The organism is Micromonospora humidisoli, from assembly GCF_016900955.1.
Lineage (GTDB): Bacteria > Actinomycetota > Actinomycetes > Mycobacteriales > Micromonosporaceae > Micromonospora > Micromonospora wenchangensis.
The window spans coordinates 430,710-448,793 of sequence record NZ_JAFEUO010000003.1 but is presented as its reverse complement, the minus strand read 5'-3'; the positions used below and the strand labels follow the sequence as shown (position 1 = coordinate 448,793).

The window sequence follows — 18,084 nt, the reverse complement described above, 5'->3', positions numbered from 1 at the left end:
CGGTCCCGCCGTGGCGGCACCCACCGACCTGCCGGGCCCGCCGGGCCGGTCACTCGTGGATGACCTCCTGTTGCAGCACGCCGAGGTAGCCGTGGGCGGCGATCCGCTGCGCGCGGTCGGTGTAGAAGTCCGGGTCGTCAGGCAGGACGGTGGCCAGCCCGTCGACGTAGCGGTTGAACATGCAGAACGCCGCCGCGATCAGCACGGTGTCGTGGATCTCCACGTCGGTGGCCCCTTCGGCCCGGGCGGCGGCCACCAGGTCTGCGGTGACCTCCCGGCCACCGCGCTGCACCGCGCCGGCCACGTCCAGCAACCTGCGCATCTTGGCCGACACCGGCGCGCTGTCGACGTCGTCGTGCACCTGCTCGACCAGGGGCATGCCCTCGGGGAGTTGCGCCGCCGCGTACGCCGCGTGAGCCGAGTAGCAGTACCGGCACTCGTTGAGGCCCGACACATAGGCGGCGATGAGTTCCCTTTCACCCCGGGTCAGGGTGCCCGGGCCACACAGCAGCGCCTCCACCAGGCCGTTCAGCGGCAACGCCGTCTCCGGCCGGAAGCGGAACAGACCGCGAATTCCGGGTTCATCGGTATTGAGCGTGATGTGGGGCATCTGAACTCCTTCGCCGACGCGGGGAAAGCCCGGATCTTTCGACCCGGCCGGCGTCAGATTGAGCCATCGCCATGGCCACCGTCAATGTTGTGCGGATTCTTGCCGATCGGATGGCCGAGTACCGGAAACGCCGCAGCCCCCCGGGGGGTGTGACGGGGCGGTGAGCTGCCCGGATCAGGCACGCTAGCCTCTGCCGGCATGTCAGCATTCGGCAACTCGCCCAACGTCCTGTTCGCGACGACGGTGACGGCGACCCGGCGGCTGTCGCCCGGGTTCGTCCGGGTGACGCTCGGCGACGAGCGGCTGCGGGAGATGGCCCCGCACCACCTCGACCAGCGCATCAAGATCATGCTGCCGGTCGACGGCGGCTATCCGGCCGAGCTGCGGGCGGGGCTGCCCGAGCAGACGTGGCGACGCGAGTGGCGGTCCATTCCCGGCGATGTGCGCCCGAGGCTGCGCAGCTACACCGCGTACCGGACCCGGCCGGCTGCGGGCGAGCTGGACCTGGACTTCTACCTGCACCGGCCGCACGGCCCGGCGAGCGGCTGGGCGGCGGCGGCCCGGCCGGGTGACCGGCTGCTCCTGTCGGGCCCGCACGTGGCGGCCGGCCAACCCGGGTACGGCGTGCAGTGGGAGCCGGGGCCGGCGACGCGGGTGCTGGTCGCGGCGGACGAGACGGCGTACCCGGCGGTGCGCGGCATCCTGTCCGGCCTCGGCCCGGGGGTACGGGCGACGGTCCTGCTGGAGGCCGGCGACGCGGCGGACGCCGGCACCCTCGACGACGTGACCGCCGGCCACCGGGTCGAGGTGCGGCTGCGGGGCGACGCCCGGGGCGGGACGACGCTGACCGGGCTGGTGGCCGACTGGCTGGCCGGCGACGGTCGTACGGCGGCGACGGCGGGAACGGACTTCTACGCCTGGGCAGCTACGGAGAGTAGCAATATTGCCGTGTTGCGCCGACTGTTCACCGAAGCGCACATCGATCCGGATCAGGTGCACACCCAGGGCTACTGGCACGACCGACCGGCCCGCGAAGAGATCGATGATTAGGTAATGCTAACCTAAAAATCGCCGTGATTAGTCACTGTCAGTAGCCAGACGGGAACCTGCACCATGCGTACGCCGACCCCTCGAACAATCCGCCGACGTCTCCTCGCCCTCACCGTCGCCTCAGCGGCGGTGCTCGCCGTGGCCGCCTGCGGCTCCGACGACTCCGACCCGGCGGGCAGCGTCGGCGACACCCGAACCGTCGAACACGCACGCGGCAAGACCACCGTGCCGGACAAGCCGACCCGCGTCGTCGTCCTCGAACCGGTCCAGCTCGACACCGCCGTCGCCCTGGAGCTCACCCCGGTCGGCGCGGCCGTGCTCAGCGAGGCCGCCGGCGTGCCCAAGTACCTCGGCGACAAGGCCGCCGGCATCAGCACCGTCGGCACCGTCCAGGAACCCAACGTGCAGAAGATCGCGGCCCTCAAACCCGACCTGATCATCGGCACCGAGTCCCGGCACTCCGCCCTCTACGACCAGCTCACCGACGTCGCGCCGACCGTGTTCATGGCGTCCCAGGCCGACCCGTGGCAGGACAACGTGAAGTTCACCGCCACCGCGCTCGGCGGCGCGGACTCCGCCGACAAGCTCCTCACCGGCTTCCGGCAGCGGTGCGCGGAGATCGCCGAGAAGTTCGGCACCGCCGGGAAGACCGCGCAGCTCATCCGCCCCCGCGACGGCGTCCTCACCCTCTACGGGCCCACCTCGTTCGCCGGCAGCGCCCTGGAGTGCGTCGGCTTCACCACCCCGAAGCGCGACTGGGAGAACTCCATCTCGGTCGACGTCTCCCCGGAACGGGTGCTGGAGGCCAAGGCCGACCACGTCTTCGTCACCACCGTCGACGTCAACGACCGCAGCACCATCCCCGCCTCGGTCACCGCCAACGCCGCCGCCTTCCCCCGCCTGCACCTCGTCGACCAGTCGTTCTGGATCACCGGGGTCGGCACGGTCGGTGGGCAGGCCGTCCTCGACGACCTCGAACGCATCCTCACCGCGTCGCGTTGACCGCCACCACACCCGCCCGCGCGGTACGGCCGGACACCGGCCGTACCGCGCGTCGTCGTACCACCCGGCGGTGGCTGGTGGGCGCGGTCGTCGTACTCGTGGGGTCGGTGGTGTTGTCGGTCTTCGTGGGCGCGAACCCGGTGCCGCCGGCGGACGTCTGGGCGGCGCTGCGGGGCGCGGGCAGCGACACCGCGCAGTACGTCGTCTGGGGGCAGCGCCTCCCGCGCACCCTCGCCGGGCTGCTGGTCGGTGCCGGCCTCGGCGTCGCCGGCGCGCTGATGCAGGCGTTCACCCGCAACGCGCTCGCCGAACCGGGCATCCTCGGCGTCAACGCCGGCGCCGCCGCGTTCGTCGCCGCCGGCATCGCCTTCTTCGGGATCACCTCGCCGGCCGGTTACATGTGGCTCGCCCTGCTCGGCGCGCTCCTGGTCGCCGTCGCCGTGTACGCCGTCGGCGGTGCCGCCGACCTGCGGGCCACCCCGACCCGGCTGCTGGTGACCGGGGTGGCGACCGGTGCCGTGCTGGCCGGCCTGACCACCGGGATCACCCTCACCCACCCGGACACCTTCGACCGGATGCGCGGCTGGAACGCCGGCAGCCTGCTCGAACGCGACACCGCAGTGGTGCTGCCGGTGCTCCCGCTGATCGTGGCCGGGCTGCTCGCCGCGCTCGTCGCCGCCCGCAGCCTCAACGCGCTGGCGCTCGGCCCCGACCTGGCCGCCGCCCAGGGCGTCAGCCTGGTCCGGACCCGGCTGCTCGTACTCGGCGCGGTGACCCTGCTCGCCGGCGGGGCCAGCGCCATCGCCGGCCCCATCTCGTTCGTCGGGCTCGTGGTGCCGCACCTGGTGCGCTGGGGCGTCGGCACCGACCAGCGCCGCATCCTCGCCGGGTCGCTGCTGGCCGGCGGGATGCTGGTGCTGCTGGCCGACGTGCTCGGCCGGATCGCCGTGCTGCCCAGCGAGATGCCCGTCGGCATCGTCACCGCGTTCGTCGGCGCGCCGATGCTGATCGCGCTGGCCCGACGCCGACGGGCGACCGCGCTGTGAACCGGCCGGTCCGCCGCACCGCCGGAGGTCGCCGGCTGCTGCTCGGCACCGACCACCGGCACGTGACCATCGGCGTACGCGAAGCCGCCGTCTGCGCCGCCGCCGCGCTCGTCGTCGCGGCGCTGGCGGTGGTCGGCCTCTGGCTGGGTGACTTCCCGCTGCGCCTCGACGAGGTGCTCGGCGTGCTCGGCGGCCGGATCGACGGGCTGACCCGCACCGTCGTGCTGGAGTGGCGGCTGCCCCGCATCGCCGCCGCCGTCACCTTCGGCGCGGCGCTCGGCGTCGCCGGGGCGATCTTCCAGACCATCACCCGCAACCCGCTGGCCAGCCCGGACATCATCGGCCTGGCCAACGGCTCGTTCACCGGCATGCTGATCGCCCTGCTGCTGCTCGGCGGCGGCTGGCACCTGCTGATGCTCGGTTCACTCGCCGGTGGCCTGCTCGCCGCGCTGGCGATCTACCTGCTCGCCTACCGGGACGGGCTCTCCGGGTTCCGGTTCATCGTCGTCGGGGTGGGCGTCTCCTCGATGCTCGCCGCCACCAACACCTGGCTGCTGCTCCGCGCCGACCTGGAGACGGCACTCTTCGCCGCCGCCTGGGGTGCCGGCTCGCTCAACGCGGCCACCGCCGACGTGGTCTGGCCGGCCGCCGCGATCATCCTGGTGCTGCTGGCGGTCACCCCACTGTGGGCGGCGGCCCTGGCCCAGCTCGAACTGGGCGACGACGTCGCCGCCGCCAGCGGAGTCGCGGTCGAGCGCAACCGCGCCGTCCTCGTGGTCATCGCGGTCGCCCTGGTCAGTGCGGTCACCACCGTGGCCGGCCCGATCTCCTTCGTCGCCCTGGCCGCACCGCAGATCGCCCGCCGGCTCGTCCGGGCCCCCGGCCTGCCGCTCGCCGCCACCGCCGGGGTCGGTGCGCTGCTGCTGCTCGGTGCCGACCTGATCGCCCAGCACGTGATCCCGCTGACCGTGCCGGTGGGGGTGGTCACGGTCACCCTCGGCGGCGCGTACCTGCTCTGGCTGCTCGTCCACGAGATCAGGAGGACCCGATGGTCGACCAGCTGACCGCGCGGCTGCGGGCCGAGAACGTCACCCTCCGGTACGACCAGCGCACCGTCAGCGCCGACCTGTCGTTCGCCGTGCCCGACGGCTCGTTCACCGTGCTCATCGGACCCAACGCGTGCGGCAAGTCGACGCTCCTGCGGGCGCTGTCCGGGCTGCTCCGCCCCGCCGGGGGCCGGGTCACGCTCGACGGATCGGACCTGGTCACCCTGCCGGCCAAGGAACGTGCCCGGCGGATCGCGCTGCTGCCGCAGACCATGACCGCGCCCGAGGGGATCACCGTCCGCGAACTGGTCGGCCGGGGCCGCTACGCCCACCAGCGGGTGCTACGCCGTTTCTCCCACGCCGACGAGGTGGCCGTCGAGTCGGCGCTCGACGCCACCGGCACCAACGACCTGGCCGACCGGCGGGTCGACGAACTCTCCGGCGGGCAACGCCAACGGGCGTGGATCGCCATGGTGCTCGCCCAGGAGACGCCCCTCGTCCTGCTCGACGAGCCCACCACCTACCTGGACGTGGCACACCAGATCGACGTGCTCAACGTGCTGCACCGCCTGGTCACCCGGGGACGCACCGTGGTGGCCGTGCTGCACGACCTCAACCACGCCGCCCGGTACGCCACCCACCTGGTGGCGATGCGCGACGGCCGGATCGTGGCCGAGGGACATCCGGCGTCGACGGTCGACGCCGGGCTCGTCGCCGAGGTGTTCGGGATGTCGAACCAGGTCGTCCCCGACCCGGTCACCGGAGCGCCCATGGTCGTACCGGCCGACACCCGGGAACCGGCTGCCGGGTGAGGTGGGCGACGGGAGCCCGGCCGTCAGGGCTGCCCGTAGGCGTACCCGACCCGGAGGGCGTGGTCGGGTAACCTGTGGGCGAACGGGCCGCTAGCTCAATGGCAGAGCTGAGGACTTTTAATCCTTAGGTTCAGGGTTCGAGTCCCTGGCGGCCCACTCTTCACCGCCTCCGAGCTGGGAACGCGCCAGACAAAGATCATCGGGCACAGCCAGGGCACAACTCAGCTCGAATGTTGGTCGCCGCGAGGTTCCCGCCGGGTGCTGTCTGCGTTCCGCAGGAGGCCACCGACGAGGCCGCGCGGACGGTCCTTCTTCGGCATCCAGTGGACGTAGGTTTCCAGCGTGATCCGCAGGTTGGCGTGTCGGAGCGCGTTCTGCACCTCCTGGGGCTCGACACCATTGCTCATCAGGGTGGTGGCGAAGAAGTGGCGCAGGGAGTGAAAGGTGCCCTCCTTCGGCCAGCCGGCGGCTTCGCGCCAGCCCGCCCACAGCTCCGACCAGTAGTTGTCGGTCAACAGCTTCCCCCGGGACGAGGTGAACAGGAAGGCGACCGAACGAGTCCGCCGCTCCCCCGCAGTGATGTCGGGAAGGATGAACTCGACGGGGCCGACGTCGCTGATATGGGCGGTCAGTTCCTCGGCGACGACCGCGTCCAGGTCGCCGGTGCCGGTGGAACCGCTCTTGGGTGTCGAGAGGTAGAAGCCGCCGAAGTCCCCATCGCCGCCACCGCCGGACAACGTCGCTCGCGTCGAGATCGGTCGCTTCCGCGATGTCCGTCAGGTCCGCGCCCGCCCGTAGAGCGGTGTGGATTGTCGAGGGTTGCCAGCGAGTCCACCAGGACACCATCGCAGCGGACAACGCCAGCTCCGCCAAGACGTCATCGAGTCCGTATGCCGGCGTCCGAGCGACGGCATGGGCATGAAGATCGAGAAGGCGTTGGAACGGGTTGATCTCTTCCGCATCGGCGAACCGCAACGGCGGGTCGGTCGGCCCGGGTTCATCGGGCACCGCCTGACGCCCGTGAGCTGGGCAAAGTCAGCGGTAGCGAATCACCGGCGATCGTGGCGGCGTGGTTCGCATGGTGGTACCTCCGGCCCACCGCATATTCGGTTGTCGCCTGTGCCACCAGTGTGCGGTCGAAGGGATCACGGTGATGCGATGGCAGTCGTCCGGCGGCGACGGCGTGGGCGTGGGGCACCGGTAGCTCCCGGAAGCCCATGTCTCTCACCCGCTCGGCAAGGTCGGGAGGTCCACCAAGTTTCCCGCCGGGAGCCGATTGCGGTGCGGTTGGCCCCCCGTTCAGGCGGGCCTCCGCCCGAGCGACGCTTCGCCGGGAACCACGTGGCGGCGACGGCTCGGCAACATCCAGGTCGGGTGCGACATGCTCCAGGCAGCGCCCCGACAGATCAGTTCCTTGACGCGTGCGGCCGGCCGGCCGGTGAGCGCCGACGGTTTGGGCTGGTCGTCCGGGGTCACCCATTGCACGACCGCGTCGCGGCGGCCGAGGCTGACGCACTGCGCGGCGTAGTGGACCGTGTTCGGGGGGACCCGGCGACCGGTCAGTCGCGCGGCGATGACGTCGGCCGCCAACTGGGCGGACGGAATCCCCGAAGCGCAGGACATCCGCAGTGGTGCGCCGTTGACGCCGGGTGCGGATGCGGCGTCACCCACGGCGTACACGTCGGGGTGGGAAACCGACCGCATGGTGTCGTCGACGACGATCTGCCCGGTCGCGGAGACCTCCAGGGTCGTGGCCGCGGCGATGGGGTGGACGCCGAATCCGGCGGTCCAGACGGTCACCCGGGCCGGGATCGTCCGGCCGCCGTCGGTGACGACGCCGGTCGGCTCGACGCCGACGACGTCGGTGTGCTCGTGCACGGTGATCCCGAGCCGGTCGACGACCGTACGCAGGTGGTTGCGGGCCTTGTCGCTCAGCCAGTCGCCGAGGCCGGCCCGGGTGGCGAGGGAGACCTCAAGATCCGGCCGGGCCTCGGCGATCTCGGTGACGGTTTCTATGCCGGTGAGACCACCACCGACGACCAGCACGGTGGCGCCCGCGGGGAGCTCACCGAGGCGGCCACGCAGTCGGAGCGCGGCTTGCCTGTCCGCGACGGAGTGGGCGTTCTCGGCGACCCCGGGAACTCCGTGGTCCGTGGCGGTGCTGCCGAGGGCGTACACGAGCTGGTCGTAGGCGATCTCGCCGGGACCGTCGGCCTCGACGAGGGCGACGGTCCCGCGTTCGGCGTCGACGGCCGTGACCTGTGCGATCCGCACCTGCACGCCGGTGCCGGCGAAGACGTCGGTCAGCCGGCGGGGCCTCAGGTGCTGGCCGGTCGCCAGCTGGTGCATGCGGACCCGCTCGACGAACTCGGCGTCCGCGTTGACCAGGGTTATCTGGGTGTCGGAGGGGTGCAGCCGCTTCGCCAGGCGTGCTGCGGCGTTGGCTCCGGCGTACCCGGCTCCGAGAACGACGATGCGGTGCTTCATGGTTCCGCTCCTGTCCGGTCGGTGTTGCTTCCTGAACCGGACGGCGGGGCGAAACCTGACAGCTGCCGTACGTGACCCCGGTCACCAGTCGCCGGTCAACGGCTCCCCGGGCCGGGCCAGGGCCCACTGACGGGTCGCCCGCTGGAGCTTCTCCGGGTTCACCTGGGCGTGGACCGCCGCGATGCCGTCGGTGGTCACGTCCAGCGACAGGATCCCGACGACCCGGTCGTCGACCACCATCACGAGCGCGGGCACGCCGTTGGCGAGCGCGGCGAACACGTCGGGGCGACCACCCACCAACTCCCACTTGGCATCGCCGGGCGTGAACAGCGTGCGCAGGAACCTCGCCACCCGCAGGCCACCGGTGATCGGCTGGCGCACCGCGAGGACCGTGCCGCCGCCGTCGCCGATGCTGACCGCGTCGTCGGTCAGCATCCGTACGAGCGAGTCGGTCCTGCCGCTGAGCGCGGCGGCCAGGAACTCCTCGACGACCTTGCGGGCCGCGTCCGCGTCGACCGCCACCCGGCGTCGGCCGTCGGCCACGTGCTGCTTCGCCCGCCGGTAGATCTGCTGACAGTTCGCCTCGGTGAGGTCGAGCACCTCGGCGATCTCGGCGTGCGGGTATCCGAACGCCTCGCGCAGGACGTAGACGACCCGTTCCCTGGCCGAAAGCCGCTCCAGCAGCGTGAGCATCGCGATCGACACCGACTCCCGCTGCTCGACGGTGTCGGACGGGCCGAGCATCCGGTCACCGGCGAAGACCGGCTCGGGCAGCCACTGACCCACGTAGGTCTCGCGCCGGGCCCGTGCCGAGGTGAGCCGGTTGAGGCAGATGTTGGTGAGCACCTTCGTCAGCCACGCCTGGGGCGTCTCGATCAACTGCCTGTCGGCGGACTGCCAGCGCAGGAACGTGTCCTGCACCGCGTCCTCGGCGTCGCTCGTCGACCCCAGCATGCGGTACGCGAGCGCCTCCAACCGGGCCCTGGCTTCCTCGAAAACCTCGACCTCGTGCTCCCCCACCGGCATGGCCCCCAGTCAACCATCTACACCCGAGGGCGCGGGAGGTGCGAGCCGGCAGCCGGCGGGGACCCGGCAGGTCGGCAGGGAGTGTCGCGGTTGACGCGGACGGGGTGTCGTGGTGTGCTCACCACGTTAGCGCTAACGACAATCATAATCGTTATCAGCTGAGGAGCACCCATGTCTCTCACCGTGCCATCCGCCCTGCTGGAAGCCGCCGAGGCGGGCCCCGTCGACGACCGGGACTTCGTCGCCTGCGTACGGGAATCGCTGCCGTACGCCTGGCAGACCGTGAGTCGGGTCGTCGCCGACCTGGAGTCGTCAGGCGCGGACCGGGCGGACAACGTCGTACCGCCGCCCGGTGACGCGGAGCGGGGGCAGCTGCTGCGCGCGATGGCCAGCGACGCCATCCGGGCCAGCCTGGAGCGCCACTTCGGGGTGAAGCTGGCGTTCCAGAACTGCCACCGGGTCGCCGCGTTCCGGCCGGCGGCTGTCGACTCGGAGCCCTACCGCCGGTTCGTCTCCACCCGGGGTCAGCTCCTGAACCAGTCGCCCGAGCTGCGCAACTGCTGACCCGTCGCCCGGGTGCGCCGGAGCGGGAAGAACCCTCCCGGTCCGGCGCACCCGGCGGCCCTGGTCGTCAGCGGGCGCACTCCGCGCAGGTGCCGAAGATCTCGAAGGTGTGCCCGACCTCGGTGAAACCGTGCTGGGCGGCGACCTGGTCGGCCCACCGCTCGACCGCCGGCCCGGCCACCTCGACGGTGCTGCCGCACCGGCGGCAGACCAGATGGTGGTGGTGGCGGCTCTGGCTGCACCGCCGGAACAACTGCTCGCCGCCGGGCAGCCGGGTGGAGTCGATCTCCTGGGCGTCGACGAGCAGCTGGAGGGTGCGGTAGACCGTGGTCAACCCGACCCGGGCCTTGCGGGCCAGCAGCATCTGGTGGAGCTGCTGCGCGGTGTGGAAACCGTCGACCTCGCGCAGCAACGCCAGCACCTCGCCGCGCTGACGCGTGTTCCGGGTCACGTTCGGCATCGCCTGGGTCACCGTACCGCCGTCTCCGCTCGTCGCCCCGGCCCCGCCCGGCGGCCGTCGCTGCTCCCCACCCCCACCGGTCCACGCGGAGGCCGTACCCATTATGCGCTGCGGATACGGGCACCCCACGACCCGTGCGGGCCCGGGCGGCGCGGACGGCGAGCAGTCCGCTGCGCATCTGTTCGGTGGCGGCGAAACCCATCCGGGGGTGCTACGGGCGCTGCGGCGACGCAACGAACGGGTCGGCCGGTTCTGGTTGGCCTCCGACCAGCCCGGCCCCGGGGCGTCGTACCCGGGCGGCGACGTCGATCCGGTGCTCGACGGCCGGCGGGTGCTGGTGGTGGACGCCGAGGACAGCTTCGCCGTCATGCTCGGCCAGCAACTGCGTTCGCTGGGGCTGGACGTGACGGTACGCCGGCACGACGAGCCGTTCACCGTCGACGCGTACGACCTGGTGGTGTCGGGACCCGGCCGGGGTGACCCGCGCGACGGGGCCGATCCGCGGGTACGGCTGCGAAGCTAACCAGGACGTGTAATATCCTGGTTATGCGGATGAGCGAGCAGGTCGAGTGGGGGCTGCACTGCTGCCTCACCCTCGCCTGGATCGGCGGCGAACACCCGATGCCCGCCGTCCGGCTCGCCGAGTGGTTCGAGCTGCCCCCGGCCTACCTCACCAAGTGCCTCCAGGCCCTCACCAGGGCCGGCATCCTCCAGTCGGTGCCCGGCGCGCGCGGCGGGTTCCGGCTGGCCCGCCAACCGGCGGACGTGACCGTGATGGACGTGACGGTGGCGATCGAAGGCGCCGACAACCCGTTCCGGTGCACCGAGATCCGCCAACGCGGCGCGGGGGTCGACCCCTCCGCGCCGGAGTTCCGCACCCCGTGCGCCATCAGCACCGTCATGCACCGCGCCGACCTGGCCTGGCGACGCGAGCTGGCCGGCCACACCCTGGCCGACCTGCTCGCCTCGGCACCGGCGGAGGCGGCTGAACGCACCCGCCGCCGCTACGCGCTGCTGCGCGGCTGACGCCCCGCCCACCCCCTCCGCGGCCGCCGACCGACCGTCGGCCCACGCACCCGCCGGCCACCGGTCCACCCGCGACCGGCCGGAGGCCACCCGCGCCCGCACCACCGGCCGCCGGACCGGACCGACCCCCCGCCGCCCGCACCCGGTGGTCGTCCACACCCGAATCCGTGCCCGGCGTACCCCGCCGCGCCGCCGCATGCCGTCCCGCATCTGGAGACCTCATGTCCCACCTGCACACCCGTACCGGCCCGGGGCCCGACACCGCCGCTGGGCCCGGCCGGGGCCTGCGCTTCACCCTGATCCTCGCGGCCGGCACCTTCGCCGTCGGCACCGACGCGTTCGTGGTCGCCGGGCTGCTGCCCGACATGGCCGCCGCGCTGCGGGTCTCCACCGCCGCCGCCGGGCAGTCGGTGACGGTCTTCGCCATCTCGTACGCGGTCCTCGCCCCGGTGCTGTCCACCCTGACCGCCCGGCTGCCGCGCCGGACCCTGCTCGTCGCCGCGCTGCTGGTGCTCGCCGCCGGCAACCTGGTCTCGGCCGCCGCCGACACGCTGCCGGTGCTGATCGTCGGGCGGATCGTCGCCGCCGCAGGTGCCGCCGCGTACACCCCGAACGCGGGTGCGGCAGGCGCCTCCCTGGTCCCACCGGCGCTCCGTGGGCGGGCCCTGGCCGTGGTGATCGGCGGGCTCACCGTCGCCACCGCGCTGGGCGTCCCGCTGGGCGGGCTGACCGGCCGGTGGCTCGGCTGGCGGGCCGCGCTCGTCGCGGTGGCCATGCTGGCGCTCGCCGTCGCGGTGGCCGTACGGCTGGCGATGCCCGCGCTGCCCGGTGCCGCGGCGGTGCCGCTGCGCGCCCGGTTGACCGCGCTGCGCCGGCCGGCCGTGCTCGCCGTGCTGCCGCTCACCGTGATCGGCATGGCCGCCTGCTACACGGTGTACGCCTTCGCGGTGCCCACCCTCGGCACGCTCGGCGTGAGCGCGTACCAGGTCAACCTGATGCTGCTGCTCTACGGGGCGGGCGCGGTCGTCGGCAACGTCGCTTCCGGCTACGCCACCGACCGGTGGGGCCCGGTGCCGGTGCTGGTCGTCGGGTACGCCGCGATGGTCGTCTCGTTGGGCACGCTCGGCGCGCTCAGCACCGTCGGGTCCGCGCCGATCCTCCTGGTCGGACTGCTGGTCGCTGCGTGGGGCGCGGCGAGTTGGTGCCAGACCCCGGCGCAGCAGCACCGGTTGATCGCCGCCGCGCCGCAGCAGGCCCCGCTGGTGGTGTCGCTGAACTCGTCGGCCATCTATCTCGGCATCGGCCTGGGCACCACCGCCGGCGGGGCGGCCCTCGCCTCCGGCGTGCCCACCATGTACGCCCTCGGCGCGGCCGGGGCGGTGCTGGCCCTGCTGGTGCTCCACCTCGGACGGCGGATCACCGGGCGCACCCCGGCGGTGCCGTCGTGACCTGCTGCCCACCCCACCCTGACCACCACCGGAGGGCCGGGTGGGGCGGCAGCCCGGCCCGGCCGGGCGTCGGGCGGGGCGGCCCGGCGGTCAGCGGCGCAGGCCCATCCCGGCGTAGCCGTGGGAGATCCGCTCCCGGGGTTCCCCGTCGGGCCGCCACTCGGCCACCCGGACCAGCCCCGGGTCGACGAGGTCGTAACCGTCGAAGAAGCGCAGCACGTCGGCGTGCGGACGGGGCACCAGCGGGGCGCTGCTGCGTTGGTAGACCGCCCGCCCCTGCTGGGTGGGCAGCGGCGGGGCACCGTCGGTGGTGAGATGGGAGACGACCAGCGGGCTACCGGGGACGGTCGCGTCCCGCAGCCGGGCGACCGAGGCCCACGGCTGCTCGGCGTCGGTGACGAAGTGCAGCACCGCCACCAGCAGCACGGCCACCGGGCGGTCGAAGTCGATCGCCGCCCGCACGTCGGGGTGGGCCAGCAGCTCGCCCGGCCGGCGCAGGTCGCCATGGACGACGGTGGTCCGCCCGTCGGCCGGCAGCAACCGCCGGGCGTGGGTGACCGCGACGTCGTCGTAGTCGACGTAGACCACCGTCGAGTCGGGGGCGACCTGACGGACGATCTCGTGCACGTTGCCCTGGGTGGGCAGCCCGGCACCGATGTCGAGGAACTGGCGTACGCCCAGCTCGGCGGCGTGCCGGACGGCCCGGCGCAGGAAGTGCCGGTTGGCCTGGGCGGCGATCCCGGTGTCCGGGAAGATCCGCAGGATCTGCTCGGCGGCGGCCCGGTCGGCGGCGAAGTTGTGGCACCCGCCGAGGTAGTAGTCGTACATCCGGGCCACGTTCGGCCCCTGCTCGGCGTCGGTCGGCGCGGTCACCGGCCTCTCCCTCCACTCGGTTCGTCGCTGCGGGGCGTCCCGCCGCCGGGCGACGGGCACCCGCGCCCCGATTTCTAGCACCCGGGGCGACGACATGTTGACCCCCCGTGTCGGCGAGCCGGCAGCACGCGGGGGCCACCTGCCGGTATGACGGTGACACCGACTGTCGGCGAGGAGGCACCCGATGAACCCTGCCCGGGAGACCGTGGAGGTGGACCCGGCCCTGTTCCGGGCCGTGTACGACTCACCCGCCTCGCTGCCGGGGCGGCACCGCTGGACCACCCCGGAACACGACGTACGCCGGCTGGAGAAGCTGCTCGGCATGCCGGCACAGAGCATCGGTGCACCACTGTGGGTCAGCGGCGACCAGCCGGACTGCCCCAAGTGCGGACGCCGGACCACCTGGCTGGACATCGTCGCCTCGGCCCTCAAGGGGGTGCACGACCCGCTGATGATCGCCACGGTGATCCTCGGCGAGCGCCGCTACGTCAACACCGAGATTCCCGACGCGATCGCCGGGGTGCACTGCCTCGACTGCCACACCCCGGTCACCGGCCTGCGCAGCTTCAAGTGCCACAACTGGGCGTACGCCTTCGAGGAGCTGGCGGTGGTGCGGGAGCGGATGCGTAGCGGGTCAGGCCCGGCGGGCGGGCCGCCGCCCGTGCGGTGACGGCGGTTCCGGCCCCGGGTCGGGCACCTGCGGCAGGGGCCGGGTGACCGCCGCCGCGCCGGTGACCGTGACCGGCTCCCCGGCGTGCCGCAGCGCGACGGTCGTCTCCGGGTCGGCGTCGGGCAGCTCGTAGCGGGCCCCGTCGCGGGTCAGCGTGACCCGCAGCCGCTGCCCGTGCCAGCGCAGGTGGAACGCGAGCCGGTCGATCCGGGCCGGCAGCCGGGGGTCGAACGACAGCTCGCCGGTGTCGTCGCGCAGCCCGCCGAAGCCCTCCACCACCGCCGTCCACGTCCCGGCCAGGGCCGCCAGATGCAGCCCGTCGCTCGTCTTGTCGCCGAGGTCGGCGAGGTCGTGCAGGGCCGCCTCGGCGAACAGGTCGTACGCCAGTTCCAGGTGCCCCAGTTCGGCGGCGAGCACCGCCTGGGAGCCGGCGGACAGCGACGAGTCGCGGACGGTGCGGGCCTGGTAGTAGGCGAAGTTGCGGGCCTTGTCCTCGGCGGTGAACTCCCCCGGGCAGCGTTGCATGGCCAGCACCAGGTCGGCCTGCTTGACCACCTGCCGCCGGTACAGCTCCAGGTAGGGGTAGTGCAGCAGCAGCGGGTAGTCGTCGTCGGTCATCGCCGCGAAGTCCCACTCGGGTTGCTCGGTGAAGCCGGCCGCCTGCTGGTGCACCCCGCGCTTGCGGTCGTAGGGCAGGTGCACGGCGTCGGCGGCGGCCCGCCAGCCGGCGATCTCCGCCGGGTCGACGCCGAGCACAGCGGCCCGCTCCGGGTGCCCCTCGGCGGCGTCGGCGGCGCCCCGCAGGTTACGTCGGACCATCAGGTTGGTGAAGACGTTGTCGTCGACCAGGGCGGCGTACTCGTCGGGGCCGGTGATGCCGGTGACGTGGAACGCGCCGTCGTCGGACCAGTGGCCGTAGCCGGCCCACAGCCGGGCCGTCTCGACCAGTAGTTCCAGCCCGGTGTCGGCGAGGAACTCCTGGTCGCCGGTGACCGTGACGTAGCGCAGCACCGCGTCGGCGATGTCGGCGTTGACGTGCAGGGCGGCGGTGCCGGCGGGCCAGTAGCCGGAGCACTCCCGGCCGCCGATGGTGCGCCAGGGGAAGGTGGCCCCGGTGAGCCGCAGCTCGGCGGCCCGTTCCCGGGCCTGCGGCAGGTGGGCGTGCCGCCAGCGCAGCGCGCCCCGGGCCACCCCGGGCAGCAGGTACGTCAGCACCGGCAGCACGTAGCTCTCGGTGTCCCACAGCACGTGCCCGTCGTAGCCGTTGCCGGTGAGTCCCTTCGCCGCGATGGTCCGGTCGCCGTCGACCCGGCCGGCCTGGAGCAGGTGGAACACCGAGAACCGGACGGCCTGCTGGAGTTCCGGGTCGCCGTCGATCTCCACGTCGGCGGTGCGCCACCGCTCGTCGAGGGTGGCCCGCTGGTCGGCCAGCAGCGCGTCGAACCCGTGCCGGCGGGCGGCGTCGGCCTCGGCGGTGACCAGGTCGGCCAGCTCGTCGGGGGTGCCGTCGTCGACCGGGGCGCACTCGTACGCGGCGTACTTGGTCAGTCGGAGCCGCTGCCCGGGGGCGAGCCGCCCTTCGACGGTCGTGCGCAGCCGGTCCGGGGTGTGGTCGTCGCCGTCGGTGAACCCGGCCGGCACGTCCGTGTCGTGGGTGACCGCGACGGCGACCCGTTGGGCGCTGCGGTCGGTGCGGTGCACCAGCACGCCCCGGTGGCCGTCGGGGCGGTGCAGTTCGGCGTCGAGCGGGTCGGGCACGATCGAGGCCGCCCGGGGATCGTCGGCGCGTTCGGGCACCCGCTCGTTGGCGAGCACGTCCGAGCAGACCCGGATCTCGACCGGCCGGTCGTCGAGCGGTTCGACCTCGTAGCGGACGGCGGCGACGGCGTGCCGGGTCAGGGAGACCAGCCGGGTGCTGCGGACGCGTACCCCGTGCCCGGCCGGTGAGATCCACTCGGTGCACCGGCGTACCACGCCGGCCCGCAGGTCGAGGGTGCGCTCGTGGGCGCGGACGGTGCCGGTGCGCAGGTCGAGGGGCTCGCCGGCCACCCAGAGCCGGATCAGGGCGGCGTTGGGCGCGCTGATCACGGTGTCGCTCTCCTGCGGGAAGGCGTACCCGTCCTCGGGGTAGCTCTGTCGCCGCCGTTCGTGGAACCCGTTGAGGTAGCTGCCCGGCATGCCGTAGGGCTGGCCCTCGTCGAGCGTGCCCCGCCAGCCCACCCAGCCGTTGGACAGGGCGAACACCGACTCGGTCTCGCCGAGCCGGTCCAGGTCGGTGGCGGTCCGCCGGAGCTGCCAGGTCTCGTCCGTCTGCACGGCGGGGAGGTACCCGGCGGCGGTGGGCGGCCAATCGCGGGGACCGCTGTGAACTCGCTGTGACGGGGGCGGGGACCCGCCGCGGTGTCACGCACCATGTGACCGGTCAACCCGGTTCCTACACCTCGATGCGACTAAAAGAGGTATGACACTTTGGTGAGGTGAGTGATGAGTCAGACGATTACCACAGACATTCCCGATATCAGCAAGGAGTGGTACCGCGACGTCGTCGACGTGGCCGATGCCGCCCCGGCCCCGGTGCAGTGGTTCGCGGTGCACTTCACCGAGGCGGTGATCCTGCTGCTCGGCCTGCTGCTGGTGGCCCTCGCCGTGCCCCGGCTGCGCCGTGCCGACCCGTGGAGCCGGGCACTCGCCCTGGTCGCGCCGGCCACCGTCGTCCTGGCGTACGGGTGCAGCGAACTGCTCAAGTCGCTGCTCGACGAGGAGCGCCCCTGCCGGGGGGCGGTCACCATCCTGGCCGCACCCTGCCCGCCGCCAGGCGACTGGTCCTTCCCGAGCAACCACGCGACGATCGCCGGGGCGCTGGCCACCGCAGTGCTGCTGCTGTCCCCCCGGTGGGGTCTGTTGGCCGCCCCGCTGGCGCTGCTCGCCGCGTTCTCCCGGGTCTTCGTGGGCGTGCACTACCCGCACGACGTCCTCGCCGGCCTGCTGCTCGGCCTGGCGGTGACCCTGCTGGTCACCCTCCCCGCGGCCCGGTACCTCGCCGGGATGCTGCGCCGGCACTCCGACCCGGTCAACCGGCAGGTCGACCGGGGTCAGCGGGTCGGCTGAGCCGGGTCAGCCGACCAGCAGGAGCGTAAGACAGGTGCCGGCGACCAGGAACGGCCCGAACGGCAGGTGACTCGACCACCCGACCCGGCGACTGGCCAGCAGCACCACCCCGACCAGCGCCGACAACAGGAAGGTCAGCACCAGCCCGGTGACCAGCACCCCCCACCCCTGCCAGCCGAGCAACGCCCCCATCCCGAGCGCGAGTTTGGCGTCGCCGAGGCCGAAGCCCCGCCGGCCGAGCAGCAGCGTGGTGGTGGCGAAGGCCAGGCCCAGCACCACCCCGGCGGTCACCGCCCGCAGCCACGCCCCGGCACCCGCCCCGGTCACGGCCGCCACCCCGAGCAACGCCCAGGTGCCGACGGCGGCGGGCCAGGTGAGCCGGTCCGGCAGCCGGTGCACCGCCAGATCCACCAGCACGAGCGGGACCGCCCAGCCGAGCCACCAGGCCAGCGCGACCCGTTCGGCCACCGGGCCGTCGACCAGCGCCAGCACCGCCACGGCCACCACCAGCAGCGCCTCGACCGCGAACGGCGCGGCACCGATCCGGCCCGCGCAGGCCGGGCAGCGGGCCGTCGGCCCGAGCGCCGGCAGCGGCCGGTCCAGCCCGACCGGCGCGCCGCAACCGTCGCACCCGGCCCGGTCGGCCACCCCCGGGGGTACGGCGTACCTGGCGACCGCGAGCCGCAGCACCGGGGCAACCGTCAGCACCCCGGCCAGCCTTCGGACGACAGACACGGAGCGTGACGTCCGGACGGGGGCGACGTAACGGTCCGATATCAGGTCGGTGTCCGTAGTGGAGAACTGAGCGTCCCCCACCCCGCCGGGCGTCTGCGGGGCATCGACAGTGACCTTCCCG

19 protein-coding genes, 1 tRNA gene and 2 pseudogenes are annotated in these 18,084 nt (G+C 73.2%); 12 read left to right on the top strand and 10 right to left on the bottom strand.

Going from position 1 to position 18,084, the window contains the following annotated elements:
- Positions 1–49: 49 nt before the first annotated feature.
- A complete protein-coding gene (locus tag JQN84_RS12785) occupies positions 50–610 on the bottom strand; it encodes a carboxymuconolactone decarboxylase family protein (RefSeq protein WP_204958574.1) in 561 nt (186 codons plus the stop codon).
- 198 nt (positions 611–808) lie between these two features.
- On the opposite strand from JQN84_RS12785, the gene JQN84_RS12780 reads away from it, so the two are divergent.
- The 6 genes from JQN84_RS12780 (at position 809) to JQN84_RS12755 (ending at position 5,722) form a co-directional block, all read left to right on the top strand.
- On the top strand, positions 809–1,660 hold the full coding sequence (locus JQN84_RS12780; protein WP_204958573.1) for a siderophore-interacting protein: 852 nt from the start codon (positions 809–811) through the stop codon (positions 1,658–1,660).
- A 63-nt stretch (positions 1,661–1,723) separates the two neighbouring features.
- Entirely contained in the window at positions 1,724–2,662 is a 939-nt protein-coding gene (locus tag JQN84_RS12775) for an ABC transporter substrate-binding protein (RefSeq protein WP_204958572.1), read from the top strand.
- A complete protein-coding gene (locus tag JQN84_RS12770; RefSeq protein ID WP_239485279.1) occupies positions 2,659–3,708 on the top strand; it encodes a FecCD family ABC transporter permease in 1,050 nt (349 codons plus the stop codon). Before JQN84_RS12775 ends, JQN84_RS12770 begins: the two co-directional genes overlap by 4 nt.
- On the top strand, positions 3,705–4,772 hold the full coding sequence (locus JQN84_RS12765) for a FecCD family ABC transporter permease (RefSeq protein WP_204958571.1): 1,068 nt from the start codon (positions 3,705–3,707) through the stop codon (positions 4,770–4,772). The genes JQN84_RS12770 and JQN84_RS12765 overlap by 4 nt, the downstream gene beginning before the upstream one ends.
- Entirely contained in the window at positions 4,769–5,566 is a 798-nt protein-coding gene (locus JQN84_RS12760) for an ABC transporter ATP-binding protein (RefSeq protein ID WP_204958953.1), read from the top strand. The genes JQN84_RS12765 and JQN84_RS12760 overlap by 4 nt, the downstream gene beginning before the upstream one ends.
- A gap of 84 nt (positions 5,567–5,650) precedes the next feature.
- Positions 5,651–5,722: transfer RNA gene (locus JQN84_RS12755), tRNA-Lys, on the top strand.
- A 65-nt stretch (positions 5,723–5,787) separates the two neighbouring features.
- Here the strand turns inward: JQN84_RS12755 and JQN84_RS12750 are convergent.
- From JQN84_RS12750 to JQN84_RS12735, 5 genes and pseudogenes are all read right to left on the bottom strand, one after another.
- Positions 5,788–6,303 (bottom strand): tyrosine-type recombinase/integrase, encoded by a 516-nt coding sequence (locus JQN84_RS12750; protein ID WP_239485278.1) that lies wholly within the window; start codon positions 6,301–6,303, stop codon positions 5,788–5,790.
- Positions 6,281–6,574: pseudogene (locus JQN84_RS32265) on the bottom strand (hypothetical protein); the annotation flags it as partial. The pseudogene JQN84_RS32265 and the gene JQN84_RS12750, both read right to left, overlap by 23 nt.
- Positions 6,564–6,830: pseudogene (locus JQN84_RS31360) on the bottom strand (PIN domain-containing protein); the annotation flags it as partial. The pseudogenes JQN84_RS31360 and JQN84_RS32265, both read right to left, overlap by 11 nt.
- Positions 6,831–6,865: 35 nt before the next feature.
- Positions 6,866–8,053 (bottom strand): NAD(P)/FAD-dependent oxidoreductase, encoded by a 1,188-nt coding sequence (locus JQN84_RS12740; protein WP_204958570.1) that lies wholly within the window; start codon positions 8,051–8,053, stop codon positions 6,866–6,868.
- 81 nt (positions 8,054–8,134) lie between these two features.
- Positions 8,135–9,079, bottom strand: a complete 945-nt coding sequence (locus JQN84_RS12735) for an RNA polymerase sigma-70 factor (RefSeq protein ID WP_204958569.1) — start codon at positions 9,077–9,079, stop codon at positions 8,135–8,137.
- 171 nt (positions 9,080–9,250) lie between these two features.
- Here JQN84_RS12735 and JQN84_RS12730 point away from each other — a divergent pair, with 171 nt between their 5' ends.
- Entirely contained in the window at positions 9,251–9,643 is a 393-nt protein-coding gene (locus JQN84_RS12730) for an SCO5389 family protein (protein WP_088642005.1), read from the top strand.
- A 67-nt stretch (positions 9,644–9,710) separates the two neighbouring features.
- Here the strand turns inward: JQN84_RS12730 and JQN84_RS12725 are convergent, their stop codons facing one another.
- On the bottom strand, positions 9,711–10,103 hold the full coding sequence (locus tag JQN84_RS12725) for a Fur family transcriptional regulator (RefSeq protein WP_145917370.1): 393 nt from the start codon (positions 10,101–10,103) through the stop codon (positions 9,711–9,713).
- A gap of 103 nt (positions 10,104–10,206) precedes the next feature.
- Between JQN84_RS12725 and JQN84_RS12720 the strand changes: the two genes are divergently transcribed.
- The 3 genes from JQN84_RS12720 (at position 10,207) to JQN84_RS12710 (ending at position 12,577) form a co-directional block, all read left to right on the top strand.
- Positions 10,207–10,626, top strand: a complete 420-nt coding sequence (locus JQN84_RS12720) for a type 1 glutamine amidotransferase family protein (protein WP_204958568.1) — start codon at positions 10,207–10,209, stop codon at positions 10,624–10,626.
- A 29-nt stretch (positions 10,627–10,655) separates the two neighbouring features.
- Positions 10,656–11,129 (top strand): RrF2 family transcriptional regulator, encoded by a 474-nt coding sequence (locus JQN84_RS12715; RefSeq protein WP_204958567.1) that lies wholly within the window; start codon positions 10,656–10,658, stop codon positions 11,127–11,129.
- 221 nt (positions 11,130–11,350) lie between these two features.
- A complete protein-coding gene (locus JQN84_RS12710) occupies positions 11,351–12,577 on the top strand; it encodes an MFS transporter (protein ID WP_204958566.1) in 1,227 nt (408 codons plus the stop codon).
- Positions 12,578–12,667: 90 nt separating this feature from the next.
- On the opposite strand, the gene JQN84_RS12705 is transcribed toward JQN84_RS12710, so the two are convergent.
- The gene (locus JQN84_RS12705; RefSeq protein ID WP_307821185.1) at positions 12,668–13,450 is read right to left on the bottom strand and encodes an SAM-dependent methyltransferase; all 783 of its coding nucleotides are present in this window, start codon (positions 13,448–13,450) and stop codon (positions 12,668–12,670) included.
- Positions 13,451–13,634: 184 nt separating this feature from the next.
- Between JQN84_RS12705 and JQN84_RS12700 the strand changes: the two genes are divergently transcribed.
- The gene (locus JQN84_RS12700) at positions 13,635–14,120 is read left to right on the top strand and encodes a DUF8243 domain-containing protein (RefSeq protein WP_204958564.1); all 486 of its coding nucleotides are present in this window, start codon (positions 13,635–13,637) and stop codon (positions 14,118–14,120) included.
- Here JQN84_RS12700 and JQN84_RS12695 read toward each other — a convergent pair.
- A complete protein-coding gene (locus JQN84_RS12695) occupies positions 14,085–16,436 on the bottom strand; it encodes a glycoside hydrolase family 65 protein (RefSeq protein ID WP_204958563.1) in 2,352 nt (783 codons plus the stop codon). The genes JQN84_RS12700 and JQN84_RS12695 overlap by 36 nt on opposite strands.
- A gap of 168 nt (positions 16,437–16,604) precedes the next feature.
- Between JQN84_RS12695 and JQN84_RS12690 the strand changes: the two genes are divergently transcribed.
- Positions 16,605–17,228, top strand: coding sequence for a phosphatase PAP2 family protein (locus JQN84_RS12690; RefSeq protein ID WP_204958562.1), 624 nt, complete (start codon positions 16,605–16,607; stop codon positions 17,226–17,228).
- A 6-nt stretch (positions 17,229–17,234) separates the two neighbouring features.
- On the opposite strand, the gene JQN84_RS12685 is transcribed toward JQN84_RS12690, so the two are convergent.
- Positions 17,235–17,963, bottom strand: a complete 729-nt coding sequence (locus JQN84_RS12685) for a prepilin peptidase (protein WP_307821183.1) — start codon at positions 17,961–17,963, stop codon at positions 17,235–17,237.
- Between the last annotated feature and the right edge of the window lie 121 nt (positions 17,964–18,084).

Coding starts and splice junctions, on each gene's coding strand:
- JQN84_RS12690 (WP_204958562.1), top strand. CDS start 16,605: ATGAGTCAGACGATTACCACAGACATTCCCGATATCAGCAAGGAGTGG.
- JQN84_RS12785 (WP_204958574.1), bottom strand. CDS start 610: ATGCCCCACATCACGCTCAATACCGATGAACCCGGAATTCGCGGTCTG.
- JQN84_RS12775 (WP_204958572.1), top strand. CDS start 1,724: ATGCGTACGCCGACCCCTCGAACAATCCGCCGACGTCTCCTCGCCCTC.
- JQN84_RS12780 (WP_204958573.1), top strand. CDS start 809: ATGTCAGCATTCGGCAACTCGCCCAACGTCCTGTTCGCGACGACGGTG.
- JQN84_RS12700 (WP_204958564.1), top strand. CDS start 13,635: ATGAACCCTGCCCGGGAGACCGTGGAGGTGGACCCGGCCCTGTTCCGG.
- JQN84_RS12715 (WP_204958567.1), top strand. CDS start 10,656: ATGAGCGAGCAGGTCGAGTGGGGGCTGCACTGCTGCCTCACCCTCGCC.
- JQN84_RS12725 (WP_145917370.1), bottom strand. CDS start 10,103: ATGCCGAACGTGACCCGGAACACGCGTCAGCGCGGCGAGGTGCTGGCG.
- JQN84_RS12720 (WP_204958568.1), top strand. CDS start 10,207: ATGCGCTGCGGATACGGGCACCCCACGACCCGTGCGGGCCCGGGCGGC.
- JQN84_RS12710 (WP_204958566.1), top strand. CDS start 11,351: ATGTCCCACCTGCACACCCGTACCGGCCCGGGGCCCGACACCGCCGCT.
- JQN84_RS12740 (WP_204958570.1), bottom strand. CDS start 8,053: ATGAAGCACCGCATCGTCGTTCTCGGAGCCGGGTACGCCGGAGCCAAC.
- JQN84_RS12730 (WP_088642005.1), top strand. CDS start 9,251: ATGTCTCTCACCGTGCCATCCGCCCTGCTGGAAGCCGCCGAGGCGGGC.
- JQN84_RS12735 (WP_204958569.1), bottom strand. CDS start 9,079: ATGCCGGTGGGGGAGCACGAGGTCGAGGTTTTCGAGGAAGCCAGGGCC.